Annotated in this window: 14 protein-coding genes; 11 read left to right on the top strand and 3 right to left on the bottom strand. The window is 36.0% G+C overall.

All coding sequences use genetic code 11. The features are described 5' to 3' along the window. Positions 1-130: 130 nt before the first annotated feature. Complete coding sequence (locus BR50_RS11870) at positions 131-769, bottom strand: pentapeptide repeat-containing protein (protein WP_034548806.1); 639 nt, start codon at positions 767-769, stop codon at positions 131-133. After that, positions 766-3540: a YfhO family protein gene (locus tag BR50_RS11865; protein WP_245792794.1), complete on the bottom strand. Its 2775-nt coding sequence runs from the start codon at positions 3538-3540 to the stop codon at positions 766-768. The genes BR50_RS11870 and BR50_RS11865 overlap by 4 nt, the downstream gene beginning before the upstream one ends. 143 nt (positions 3541-3683) lie before the next feature. On the opposite strand from BR50_RS11865, the gene BR50_RS11860 reads away from it, so the two are divergent. From BR50_RS11860 to BR50_RS11810, 11 genes are all read left to right on the top strand, one after another. Continuing rightward, a complete protein-coding gene (locus BR50_RS11860) occupies positions 3684-5810 on the top strand; it encodes a peptidoglycan D,D-transpeptidase FtsI family protein (RefSeq protein WP_425429675.1) in 2127 nt (708 codons plus the stop codon). A gap of 314 nt (positions 5811-6124) precedes the next feature. Next, a complete protein-coding gene (locus BR50_RS11855; RefSeq protein WP_034548803.1) occupies positions 6125-6472 on the top strand; it encodes a hypothetical protein in 348 nt (115 codons plus the stop codon). Between the two features lie 28 nt (positions 6473-6500). Further along, on the top strand, positions 6501-7013 hold the full coding sequence (locus tag BR50_RS11850; protein WP_034548801.1) for a hypothetical protein: 513 nt from the start codon (positions 6501-6503) through the stop codon (positions 7011-7013). A 157-nt stretch (positions 7014-7170) separates the two neighbouring features. Next, the gene (gene rpmG / locus BR50_RS11845; protein WP_007724164.1) at positions 7171-7320 is read left to right on the top strand and encodes a 50S ribosomal protein L33; all 150 of its coding nucleotides are present in this window, start codon (positions 7171-7173) and stop codon (positions 7318-7320) included. Between the two features lie 171 nt (positions 7321-7491). Beyond that, on the top strand, positions 7492-7794 hold the full coding sequence (locus tag BR50_RS11840) for a hypothetical protein (RefSeq protein WP_034548800.1): 303 nt from the start codon (positions 7492-7494) through the stop codon (positions 7792-7794). Between the two features lie 256 nt (positions 7795-8050). Then, positions 8051-9010 carry an IS30 family transposase gene (locus BR50_RS11835; RefSeq protein WP_034548799.1) on the top strand — a complete coding sequence of 320 codons (960 nt, stop codon included), beginning with the start codon at positions 8051-8053 and terminating at the stop codon, positions 9008-9010. A gap of 232 nt (positions 9011-9242) precedes the next feature. After that, a complete protein-coding gene (locus tag BR50_RS11830) occupies positions 9243-9932 on the top strand; it encodes a rhomboid family intramembrane serine protease (RefSeq protein WP_051905795.1) in 690 nt (229 codons plus the stop codon). An 11-nt stretch (positions 9933-9943) separates the two neighbouring features. Continuing rightward, positions 9944-10153 (top strand): YqgQ family protein, encoded by a 210-nt coding sequence (locus BR50_RS11825; protein WP_034548797.1) that lies wholly within the window; start codon positions 9944-9946, stop codon positions 10151-10153. Between the two features lie 16 nt (positions 10154-10169). After that, entirely contained in the window at positions 10170-11144 is a 975-nt protein-coding gene (locus BR50_RS11820) for an ROK family glucokinase (RefSeq protein WP_034548795.1), read from the top strand. 252 nt (positions 11145-11396) lie between these two features. Then, the gene (locus BR50_RS11815; RefSeq protein ID WP_034548793.1) at positions 11397-12506 is read left to right on the top strand and encodes a YqgU-like beta propeller domain-containing protein; all 1110 of its coding nucleotides are present in this window, start codon (positions 11397-11399) and stop codon (positions 12504-12506) included. Positions 12507-12614: 108 nt separating this feature from the next. After that, positions 12615-13010 carry a rhodanese-like domain-containing protein gene (locus BR50_RS11810; protein ID WP_034548791.1) on the top strand — a complete coding sequence of 132 codons (396 nt, stop codon included), beginning with the start codon at positions 12615-12617 and terminating at the stop codon, positions 13008-13010. Positions 13011-13162: 152 nt separating this feature from the next. On the opposite strand, the gene BR50_RS11805 is transcribed toward BR50_RS11810, so the two are convergent. Beyond that, complete coding sequence (locus BR50_RS11805) at positions 13163-13393, bottom strand: excisionase family DNA-binding protein (RefSeq protein WP_034548789.1); 231 nt, start codon at positions 13391-13393, stop codon at positions 13163-13165. Positions 13394-13483: the final 90 nt, after the last annotated feature.

Raw genomic sequence — 13483 nt, 5'->3', positions numbered from 1 at the left:
AAAAATTATACAGCCATAAAAATGACACTATTCCCTTGAAAAAGAATAGTGTCATTTTGTGATTTATCGAATCATTATCGGTTTCAATTTTTTTGATGGAAAGGCTTGTTTATGCCTTAATAAGTTGCCATTATACAATCAGAATACCTAGGCTATGCGCAATAATTAAAGCCTGTCCGGCATTTAATTTACAGCCTTTGACTAAATTAATCGATACTGCCAGACTTTCGAATTCTGAATCGCTTAAATTTAAGCCATTAAGGTTCGTTCTCATAATAGACATCCGATCTAATTGACACGTTACAAAATCTAATTTTTTCCATTTCACTTCAAAAAATTCACTTTCGATAAGTGAACTATCTTGGAAACGGACTAGCTTCATTGAAGCATAGTTAAAAGAGCTGTAATTTCCAATGCAATGATCAAAGTGAGTATCAACGATCGAAGATTCAGCAAAATTAGTGCCAAGCAATTTTGTGTCTTTAAAAGCAATGCGGTGGAAAGTGCCCCCGATCCACTCATTATTACTGATATTGCATCCTTCGAAGGTAACATCTAAACATTCAAAACGAATAAATTGGCAATTGTCAAAAGTAACATTAATAAAAACAACGTGTTGAAAGCAAACACTCTCTAGCCGCGTATTGGAAAGGGTACAGTCCTTAAATTGACAATTTGTATAATAAGATTCATGATCGATCTCATCAAAGTTAGCTGTAGTTAGTTGAATGGGTATTCTTGGTTGAGCAATTTTTATCAACGAATTCATAAATGTCCACCTTTAATGGTTTTTTCAAACAAAAGAGCTGTCAGGAGAAGCAGTGCTGCTGAAAGAAGTGTTAAAATCGTTCCTTCGAAAAATAGAGGTACGGTATAGTCTAATTCGATAACATGTTTGCCTTCATCGATTGGAACAACTAATAGGCTCTCTAAAGCTTGCTTCGTTTGTACAGGAACACCATCGATCTTAACAGCCCATCCTTCACTATAGGGAATAGTCGTCATTAAGATATCTTGCCCTTTTTGGATATTTACGGTGCCTTTAAACGAGGTGTTGCCGTATTCTTCAATCGTCATACCGCCAGTTTTCAAAGATTGAATGGCTTTGTCGAACGCAATCGAATCTAAACGGTACAATTGGAAATCTTTTAAACGGATAGTCGATTCTTTTAAGCTGATTTTAAAAGTTATCGTGTCTCCTTTATTTTGACTAGCAAGATTTAAAATCAGTTGATCACGATACGTTTTATATTGAGTAAAAGGCTCACCATTTAAAAATAATTCTACATCTTCATCTTTGATATTTGGACTAAGGGTCAAATAGAAAGAATCATCAGTCTCGGGTGTAAATTGAAAACTGACTGAAGCATCATTATTCAAAACTTGTTTCTGATAGGTCGTCTCGTTAAGTGCATCAGATAGAGTCACGTTTTGATAAACGGTACTGTCAAATTCAGATGGAACAAAATAGTCAGCTGCTAGTTGATTCCCGGTCAAAGAGTGCAAGATAGTCTCTTGCAGCTGGATAGGCTGATCTTCCAGTAAAGAGACATCTAAGATAGCACTCGAACTACCAAAAGCAAGAGGTAAGGCATTTTGATTTTCATAAATGAATATTCTATCGGTTTCGCCGATTTGTTTATAAGAACGCAGATCAGGTTTTGTCTGCATGATACTCAATTCAAATGCTGCTTTTTTTTCATCTGAAACAGTGGGTGTCACTAATGCATCGATCAATGAAGGCGGTTTTGCAGCATAAGCAAGAGTTTTCTTTAATCCTGCATTTTTCGTTTCTAAGGAATTATTATTTTCTACAAGATAAGGCGCATCTTTCTCGCTCATATAGTACTGGATATTGAATAAGGCATCGGTTAACAACGTCCCATTAGAGTAGGCTAGAAAACCATCACCCACTGGAAACCCAAGACTACCGAATAAAGCCGGGATAGTACGTTCAAATGTTGAACTGAAATGAGTAATACTAGGGTAATTAGCTTGGAAACTGTCATTTTTTGTTCGTAAAAAGGTTTTTTCGATTCGGTAGAAGGTACCGTCCATATCTTGAACAGCGTCAATATTTGCATCCAGTTCTGTCTGGTAAACAGTGAAATTATCTTGATCGACATAGCTTAAGCGCGATAAATCAATTTGCGCATTTAACCCCATTTCTATTGTGGTCAGAATAAAAAAAACAACAGGCAGCCAAGTATATTTTTGTGGTTTGATAATGAGTAAAAAGATGACCATAAAGGTAAATAGGATCGTCAAAATAATTTGTTCGGTGTAAATAAAATCAAATTCGCCATTGTACACATAAAAACTAACTAAAGCGGTCAAGACCATGCTGACAAAAGTACTAATGGGTCTCATGCCCTCGTAATGCATGAAACTGCGAAAACCGTTCACTAGCATGAAGAAGCACACTACAAATGAAAAACGATATGGATACCAAATAGGGTACTGCATAGCATGCCAAATTTTATTGAATGCTTCTAGATTAAGGGAAACAACAAACAGGATCATTACAGCTAAAGCTGCTAGCCGTTCTCTTTTTGAGAAAGACTGGTTAAAGAAATAACATAAGAATGAAACAAGTGCTAAACTGCCAATAAACAAGTTAGGGTAACCCGAAGGCATTTGTTCAAAATTAAAAGCCCCAATAAAAAGTTTTGATAACATCTCAGAGAAAGGATAGGCTAATTCCCAATCGAACTCGAATTTTGTATAGCTGGCTTTACTTTCCATAAGAGCATGAAAAGTTGGAAGCAGTAAAATACCTGCTAGACCAGCTCCTAATACAGAATGCCAAATAAATAAGCCAATCGAAACTAGGGTCTCTTTAAATTTCATTTTCCACGGCGTCTCCTTTGGATAAGAAACGCTGACTAAACGAAAAATGAAATAGCAAATCAAAAATAAACAGATCATATAAGCGATGTAATAATTTGCGAATAACATGATGCCCAAAAAAATAGAGTAGAGCAATCCGGCTTTTTTATCGATCAATCGTTCAAGACCTAAAACAATAAGCGGCAAGAAAATGAGGCCATCCAGCCACATAATATTTAACTGATTAACGATCGTGTATCCCATTAGCGCATAACTGATAGAAAAAGCAGCTAAGATAAAGCCTGTTCCATTGAAAGCTTTTTTTAATAAGTAACCAAAACTTAGTCCGCTTAAACTGATTTTTAATAAGGTCAAGCAAGTTACGGCTAAAGTTATTTGAGTATGTGGAAACAACAGAAACAGCAGGTTAAACGGGCTAGTCAGATAATAAGCCCATAACCCCAACATATCCCCACCAATAGCTTTAGAAAAAGAATAAAAGAATGTACTGGGATCTTCAAAAAAAGTTTGTCTATAATAAGCAAAAAAATCAATATACTGTTGTCCCAAGTCGACGGTTAGAAGAGAATCATTTCCAAAAGGATAAACGCCTTGGAAAATATAAATAGTCGATAAAGTAAGGAACGGGACGAAAAAAGCTAACAATAAGGGCCATTGTTTTTGTATAAAAGTCTGCATTATTTTTTGCATAAGGTTCAACTCCATCAACGAACTTGTAATTCTTACAAGTATTAGAATAGCACAGAACGCAATGAAATAATTAAAGTTTTCTTTAATCAGTAGTTAATTCAAAACAAATTTGATACAATGAGACAAGTAATTTGAACAGGAAGGTGCCCTTTTTGAAAACAAATAAAAAAAATCATAATAAGAAGAAAAAATCACATATTCCATTTCGGTTGAACTTTTTGTTCTTTACAGTCTTTCTGTTATTCGCCATGTTGATCCTTCGATTAGGCTACTTGCAAATTGTAAAAGGTGAAGAGTTCGAAACAGAAGTTCAGCGGACAGAAACCACTTTAGCAACTGGAACCGTTCCTCGAGGCGAAATTTACGATAACCAGCAACGTAAATTAGTTGGCAATGAGGCACTTCAAGCGATCACGTATACAAGAGGTACAGGTGTTTCTAGTGAGGATATGGCAACTATTGCTGTAAATCTAGCAGCGTACATCGAGATGCCAAATATTACTGAATTTGAACAAGATAGTGATTTTGATTTATCTAAAAGAGACTTAAAAGATTTTTGGATCTCTATGAATGAAGATAAAGTTAATGACCGCATAAGTGATAAACAAAAAGATTCATTAAACGGATCAGAACTTTACCAACTTCAAGTAGACAAAGTGACAGATGAAGACATTCAGTTCTCAAAAGAAGAACAAGAAGCAGCCGCTATCTTTAAAAGAATGAATGGTGCCTATGCCTTATCAACGATCAATATTAAAGGTGAAGATGTGTCCAATGATGAAATCGCAAAAGTTAGTGAAAATCTTTTGGATTTACCAGGAATCGATACAGGCACGGATTGGGTCAGAACTTATCCAGAAAAAGATATGCTGAAAACTATCTTAGGTAACGTCACCAGTGAGTCTAAAGGACTGCCAAAGAACAAAGCAGCTACTTATTTGGCACAAGGCTACGCACGTAATGACCGTGTGGGAGAAAGTTATTTAGAATTGGAGTATGAACAAGTTTTGAGTGGTTCAAAATCACAATCAGAAACCGAGACCAATCAGAATGGCGATGTCGTCAATACGATCCAAAGTTATACAGGTGAAAAAGGCGATAATCTTGTTCTAACGATCGATATGGATTTTCAAACGATCGTTCAAGATCTTGCAAAGGAATCATTAGTTAATGAAAGTGAAGGGTTAAATGACAGAATATATGTCGTCGCTGCTGATCCAAACAACGGCGAAATTTTAGCAATGACCGGTCAAAAAAGAGAAACAAACGGAGAAATAAAAGATGATACACTAGGTATCATCACGAATACTTATCAAATGGGATCGGTCGTAAAACCAGCAACCGTATTAGCAGGGTACATGGATGGGGCTATCACACTAGCGGATAACACGTTGATTGATGAACCACTAACACTTGCCGGTCAAAAGATCAGTTCAGTTTTCAACCGTTCAGGTAGCGTTGCGGTGAATGATATTACTGCACTAGAACGTTCTTCCAACGTCTACATGGCAAAATTGGCCATGCGAATGGGCGGAGAATACGATTACTATCAAAATATGGCGCTAAACATCGATTACAAAAATGTAATCAAAAGATTAAGAAACTACTATGCCCAATTTGGCTTAGGTGTAAAGACGGGAATCGATTTACCCGGTGAAGGTTCTGGTTTTATAGGCACAGCTGAAAATCCTGGATTAGCATTAACCTTTGCATTTGGTCAGTATGATACGTATACGCCCATCCAAATGCTGCAATATGTGTCGACCGTTGCAAATGGCGGGAAACGGATCGCGCCTCGTCTGATTGATGAAATTAGAGAAACTAATGCTGAAGGAAACTTAGGGGCTATCCAAACGCAACTGGAATCAGATGTGTTGAATATTCTTGATGTTGGAGAAGAAGAGATAAGCCGTGTTCAACAAGGAATGTATGAAGTGGTTAACGGAGCTAACGGTTCGGCTACCAGTTATTTTGGAGGTATTGAATATACAGCTGCGGGTAAAACAGGAACGGCTGAAGCTTATTATGACGGGGACATTAAAAGCAAAAAAGGAGAGAGTGTCACCAACCGAACATTTATTGGGTATGCACCTTATGATGATCCCGAAATTGCGGTATTCGTGATTGTTCCGTATCTGCCAAATTCAAATAGCAATCATGAAAATACCGTTGTAGCTCGTAAGGTTCTTGACGCTTATTTCCAAGTAGGAGATTACGCTGATCTTTCAAATGACATTGCTGAAGAAAATGAAGCAACAACAGAAGAATAAGCAATACAACCAAAAAGATTTTGTCTAAGTTTATGGCAAAATCTTTTTTTGTGTAAAAAACAGGTATTTATTGTGGTTCCATGGGAACACCTGAATCCTTTACACGGCTACAAGCAACCCTATTCCTCAAGAAATTTTGGGTGAGTAGTTGGATCAAAGCTTTCAACACTAAAAATTATAGAACCTTTATTACGAGTTATTTATGCTGTTTTCTTTTATGAAACATTACATTATTAAGTTTATTTTACAAAGTACTTTTTTAAACGGAGGTATGTTAAAATAGATTTTGAGAATAGAAAGAAGAGGTGAATTTAATGGACTTATGGATAATAGTGATTATCTTGTTAGTCATTGCAATTGCATTGATAGGCTGGTCATTTTACAAGAAAGATAATGGCGAGAAAATTAAAGAAGAATTCGAAGAATTGTCTTTACAGCTAATGCAAGATATTTATAGTTTGAAAAAACGTGTTTCAACTTTAGAAGATAAACTGAATATCGAGACAAAGGAAACACCCACTTCAGCTAAGATCCATGATGTTTTGAAGAAACATGTGGTTAGTTTGTATACCCAAGGTGTAGCAATGGAAGATATTGTTATGCAAACACGTTTATCTGAAGCAACAATAAAAGTTGTTATCGATGAGTATGTAAAAAAATAATTGATGACTGATGAAGGAGAATAATAGAATGAGTAAACCCGCATTACGTTACTTAGCATTAGGATTTCTAATCTCCGCTATTGTTCTTGTAGGCTATCGACTTTTCCTTTACGATCCAGCAACTGTAGCTTCTGAAGATAAATCAACTGAAGAGACTGCAGTGACTAAAGAAGAATCGTCCTACAAGGAAAAATATGAAGCCTTGCTAGCTGAAACTGAAATCGCTGATTTAGAAAAAGAAGCAGTGACAAGTGAACCTGAAATTGTTGAAGAGACTGAAACAAGTGAAGCAGCAGAAAATACTGAATCAAAGGCTTCGGAATCTAGTGTGAAAGAAATCACGGTCATTATCAATGATGGTGATCCAAGCAGTGTTGCCAGTCAACAGCTAAAAGGGCAAGGGCTGATTGAAGATGCCTTAGATTTTGATGGATTTTTAGAAGATAATAATTATGCTGCGCTTATTCGCCCAGGTTCTTATGAAGTATCAAGTGATATGGATTACAATCAATTGGCTAAGGTATTGATGGATAATAATTAAGCTGAATAAGAAACGAAACAAGAGCGTAAAGTAAAAAAACTTTACAACCTCTAAAAAAATACTAGCATGTTTATGCAAAAAGTGATATGATATTTAAGTCAGAAGATAAAGAAATATGTCTTCAAATAAATACTGTTTAATGCTTGGAGGGAAAATCATGCGTGTAAACATCACATTGGAATGTACAGAATGTAAAGAACGTAATTACATCTCAAAGAAAAATAAACGTAACAGTCCGGACCGTGTTGAATTCAAAAAATACTGCCCGCGCGAACGTGTCGTAACATTACATCGTGAAACAAAATAACATTTTTGTTGTTTTAATTTGCAAAAAATGAGATACACATAGAAAAGGTTGAGAGAATTTCTTTCAGCCTTTTTTTTTATGTTCAAAAAATCAATTTGAAAAGCAAAGGATTAGGTCCAGTGATTGGCATTTGTTATACTGATCATACTAAAAGAGAAGGTGGTTTTTAGGATGGACAAATGTGAAGTTTTTTTAAGTAATGGGAAATCGTTGGTAGTAAATAGTTCTACTGAACAGTTACTAAATAAAATAACAGATGAAGACGGAGAGCCGCTAGAAAGTTTTGTTTTATTAGAAGATGAAACAGGAACTTCTTGTTACTTAAATCCAGTTCAAGTTGTAACCGTTTCATTTTCTGGACTTAATGTAAATAAGGGTGTAGATGAAACTAAGATCAGTCATGAGGAAGAGCGCTCAAAAGAAAATTTGGCTGCTATAAAGACTTTGAGTAAAGACATTGAAAATATGGAATAGAGCTCTCCGTTATACGTTTATTACAATAAGAAATTACTATGTAAATTTAGGTGCATGAGCTAGATCTCTACAGCTTTTTTGGTTGCATAACAAATGCTGTTAGTTCAACGACCTAAATTTTTTTTTTTAAAGTTATGAGACTGTCTGAATTATTTATATGGCGCCGATTGTAAAATTAAGCTAGACAAATAAAAAAGCCATTCGTGGTACACTCAAAATGTATTTCCGACAAAAGAAGACATAGGAGTGATCACGAATGACCTACACACATCTTACCACGGATGAGCTAGTGATGATAGAATCTTATTACCACAGAAATATCTCAGTTGCCAAAATAGCCATCTATTTAAACCGAACCCGTACACCCATTTATACCGTCATTAACTTCTTAAAAGAAGGCCATACAGCCCTTGAGTATTACCAACAGTACAAGGAAAATAAAAGGCGTTGCGGACGTCACAGAATCGTTCTCCCAAAGAAACAACAGGCCTACATTAAAGATAAAGTCGCTCAAGGTTGGACCCCTGATGTCATTATTGGTCGGGCGGAAGAGTCCATTAAGTGTTCTGTTCGTACCCTTTACCGCCAATTCAAAGAAAAAATCTTTGATGAAACCACGCTCCCAATGAAAGGGAAAAGAAAGCCAAATGGTCATAAAGAACGTCGGGGAAAACAGGCTTTCAAGCGGAATATCGCAGAAAGAGAGAAAGATTACCCTCAATTCACTCAAGAATTTGGCCATATAGAAGGCGACACCATTGTAGGTGTCCAGCATAAAAGCGCCATTATAACGTTAGTGGAACGTCTGTCGAAAGTCATTATTACCTTGAAACCTGATGGACGTAAGGCCAGCGACATTGAAACAGCTATGAATCATTGGTTTCAAGTCATTCCAAGAAACTTATTCCGCTCTATCACGTTTGATTGTGGGAAAGAATTTTCTAACTGGAAATCATTGTGCAACCGCCACGATATCGCTATTTATTTTGCGGATCCTGGAACACCATCACAACGCGCTTTAAACGAAAATTCTAACGGTCTCCTCCGAAAAGACGGTTTGCCAAAAGAAATGGACTTTAATCAAGTCGACCAATCGTTTGTTTCCTCCGTTGCAGACAAGAGAAATAATATTCCAAGAAAATCATTGAAGTATCAAACGCCATTGGAAGTATTTTTGAGTTACATGAGTGAAGATATTTTGTCTAGCTTAATTTGACAAATCAGATGGTGAAAAGCAGCTTCTATTCCTTTAGAAATCCAGCAAAATCGATTTAACCGATCTGCCGATTTCAAATCATAGTGAGCCTATTTTTTTATGTGTAATTTTAAACTAGTAACTTGAGTATTTTTGTCAAGAACAGGTGTCTTTATGCTATAATAACTAGTAAAGATTACTTAATGTGTAAAATCAGTTGAATGGAGTTGACAGTTTGGAGTATAGAACTCAAATGAAAATAAAACGTTTTTTTAAAAAACCAGTTGTGACATATGCACTGTTGGTTATTCAAATTATAGCATTCGTTTTCATGACTTTTGATGGTGGGAGTACGAACATTGCTACTTTATTAAAGTATGGAGCGAAATTTAATCCTTATATCGTTCTTGGAGAATGGTGGAGATTGATCACGCCAATGTTCCTACACATTGGATTCATTCATTTATTGATGAATTCAGTGATCCTCTATTATTTAGGTGAACAATTAGAAGGGATTTTTGGTCATTTGCGTTTTGCTGGTATTTACTTACTAAGTGGCATAGCTGGAAATCTTGCAAGCTTTGCTTTTAGTGATGCACTCTCTGCAGGCGCTAGTACGGCTTTGTTCGGATTATTTGGATCAACTATTATGCTTGGTCAAACTTTTAAATACAACCCAGCGATCCAACAGATGGCTAAAAGTTTTGGCATATTGATTATTATTAATGTAGTCTTTGGTATATTTAGTTCCTCAATCGATCTAGCGGGACATCTGGGAGGCTTATTAGGAGGATTTCTGCTAGCAACGGCTATCAGCGTGCCTAATCCAGTAGTCCATTTGTTAAATAAGCGTCTGATCTATGGCAGTTTTTTTGTCATCATGGTTATCGCCTTAGCCTACATTGGTTACCTGAATACACCTATTACATTTTTTGAACCTTAGGAAGTGAAGCAATGATAAATTTGTATGACGTCCAGCAGCTGTTGAAGCGGTTTGGCATTTACGTATATATCGGGAAACGGTTATGGGACATTGAAATAATGATGGTTGAGTTGAAAAAATTACATGATAATGGATTGATATTAGATGATGAGTACCTGCCCGCTATACTTATTTTAAAACAAGAACATCGCAAAGAAGAAGAAAAAGAGCAAAAAAGTTAAAATTGGAGGAATTTTTATGAAAAATAAAATTATCGGGATCGACTTAGGTGGAACAACTGTAAAATTTGCTATCTTAACAAGCGAAGGAGAGATCCAACAAAAATGGAGCATTATAACGGATATCACAGATGATGGTTCACATATTGTGCCAGCTATTGTTGAGTCGATCAATGAGCAGCTTGAAAGATATCAATTATCGCCTAGCGACTTTATTGGCATTGGAATGGGGTCTCCTGGTACGGTCGATCGTGAGGAAGGAACTGTTATTGGCGCTTACAATTTAAATTGGGATACAAGTCAACCGGTCAAACAATTGATTGAAGAAGGAACAGGCATCTCTTTTGCTATCGACAATGACGCGAACGTGGCGGCTCTTGGTGAACGTTGGAAGGGTGCTGGAAAAAATGAAGAAGATATAGTATTTGTAACGCTAGGAACAGGTGTTGGCGGCGGAATTATTGCTGGGGGACGTTTGATCCACGGTGTTGCCGGTGCTGCAGGAGAAATAGGCCATATCACAGTAGAACCAGGTGGTTACGAATGCACGTGTGGTAATAAAGGCTGTCTTGAGACAGTTTCGAGTGCCACAGGAGTTGTTCGTCTAGCTAGAGATTTTTCAGAAGAGTACGCTGGCGACTCAAAATTGAAAACGATCATTGATGATGGTCAATTGATAACCGCTAAAGATGTTTTTGATCTTGCAAAAGAAGAAGATGAATTAGCGATTCGAGTGATAGATAAAGTTGCTTACTACTTAGGCTTAGCTTGTGGAAGTGTTGCGAATATTTTGAATCCATCAGCTATTGTGGTCGGTGGGGGAGTTTCCCAAGCAGGAGTATTTTTAATAAATCAAATCCAAACGTATTTTGATCTGTTCACTTACCCAACAATTCGTAGAACAACAAGAATCCGATTGGCCCAATTAGGAAATGATGCCGGCGTGATCGGAGCAAGTTCATTGGTTAAAAAACAAAAAAATGGTACTTTGTAAATCTTTTATTTTAGGTATTGAAAAATAAAAAATCAAGTGTTGTATTAAGAAGATGAGTTCGGTGAACTGCCGAAGCCATCTTCTTAAGTTTTTCTTGCACCATAACTAGCAGGATCTTGTCTATCTACGGTCTATGATCTAACCTAATAAAGTGTTAAAGATGATAGCGTATGTTATAATTCAATGAGAAAGTTTTTGGGAAAAAGGATACAATAAAATTATGTAAATAAATAAAAAAATAAGGTGATTAAAATGAGAAGGAAAAAGAAAGAATATATGATTTTCTACTTAGTTATTTTACTTTTTTCCGTGACCTTATTTTTAATAAGTTGCACTAAAAAACAAGCAACCAAAGTCCCTGATCCAGAAAAAATAGCATTAGCGTACAAAGAAATTCCAATTGACTATGAAAATTTTAGAAAAGTGATCGGTTGGATGTCTGACGAAGAAGTTTTAGTCCATACTGGTGAAATGAATAATGACACGTTGTCCCTATTCAATATTTTTACTGGAGAAATTGTGCCTATCTATGAAGCGAGTTCGATTATTTTAACAGCTATTATTTCGGAGGATAAACAAAAATTATTGATTCAAGTTGTCAGTGAAGACGGCGGAGAATTAAGAGTGATCGATAGAGAAGGGTCCGTTATCCAAACTTTGCCATTGGAAACAAATGGTTTTGTTAATGTGAATTGGAACCCTGCAAATCAAAATTATATTTTTATTTCTTACTACCAATCAGATACAGAAATAGCTGTAGACAATTGGAACATCGAAACCAATGAGGTCGTATCGGTACCTTCAGCTTCAATGGTTCCGATATGGTATTCGGCTAATCTGTATTTATATGTAGATAATAAAGATGACTTTTCGCTTGAAACGGGTGATCTTTATATGGGAGATATTCGTACAAATGATATGCTGAGATTGAAAAGTCAGGTGTCCGATTTTTTTGTACATGAAGATACATTTATAACCTATACACCTTCCGATTTTGCAGATGATGAATTATTATTAAATTACCAATACCCTTTTATGGTTGATCAGTCATTTATGACTATTCCTAAAGTAACGATGAACGAGCGCCTAGTTTTTCCTTATTTAAGTCAAGCCGCAAGAAATACCCCTGTTTATGGTGTCTTTGCAAAAGAAGCGGTGGAGTTGGAACTTGAAACGGGTGATTTTGAATTTGGGCAGTTGGATTTTGACAAAAAGACCATCGAGCCTATTTTGGATCTGCCGGACAATGCTCCTATTTCGATGGCGGAAAATGGCAAATACAGTTTGTATGGCTGGCGATACGAAAGTATTATAGATATTGAAGAAAAAACAATTTATTCATTTATCGATATGCCGAATTAGATACAGCTGAAATTTCACAAAAACGATTGTAATAAAAAAAGCTAGTAAAATAGCCGATTCTTGTGTACAATTATCCCTGTAGAACGAGTTGAAAGGGGTACACAAGAATTGGATACAGGTCAAATTATTAATATTGTTTTATGGCTCATCATAATAGTATGGGCTGGTTATGAAGGCTACAGTTATTTCAAACGCAAAAATGCGTCTATTGAATTAACAGAAGAAGAATTTAAAAAGGATATGCGAAAAGTTCAATTAATTGATGTCCGCGAAAAGAAAGATTTTGATGCAGGACATATATTAGGAGCTAGAAACGTTCCTTATTCAACGTTTAAAACACGCAGCGTTGAGATAAGAACAGATCAACCTGTTTATCTTTACGATCATAACAAGGCTTTAAGTTTACGAGCAGCTCTTCGTTTACGCAAACAAGGCCACACCAATATCCACCATCTTAAAGGCGGCTACCGTGATTGGACTGGAAAAACAAAAACTTCTTATTGATAAATTAAATAGGGCTATAGAAAGCCCATGAAAAAGACATACCTCAAATGTGGGTGTGTCTTTTTGGTCGATGTAAATAAGCTAGCCTGACCATAAAGACTGGATTTTTGTTCATAGACTGAGGTAGAAGATAGCCCTATGCTTCGGGCAGCTTAATCTTCATCTTTTATATCAATATCTTCTGGAATAGGTTCATCTAAATAATCTTGTAATTCTTTTTTATACTTTTCGATTTCTCGTAAATACAAGTTGAATTGTTCCTTGTAAATTAAAATAGTTTCTCCATCTGACAAGGTACGAATTTGCTTTTCACGAATAAGTCGCATAATATCAGTTATAGAAAGTTCTAGATAATCAGCTGTTTCTTCAATAGTTAAATACATGTGCCTTCCTCCTTTGTAGAGATTCTATTGTACGTCAATTTAGAGAAAAAAACGACTATTTCATACGATGGAAAAAAAGCTATCTATAGG

Source organism: Carnobacterium alterfunditum DSM 5972 (assembly GCF_000744115.1).
GTDB classification, from domain to species: domain Bacteria; phylum Bacillota; class Bacilli; order Lactobacillales; family Carnobacteriaceae; genus Carnobacterium_B; species Carnobacterium_B alterfunditum.
The sequence above is the reverse complement of the archived record's forward strand: the minus strand, read 5'-3'. Positions and strand labels throughout refer to the sequence as shown.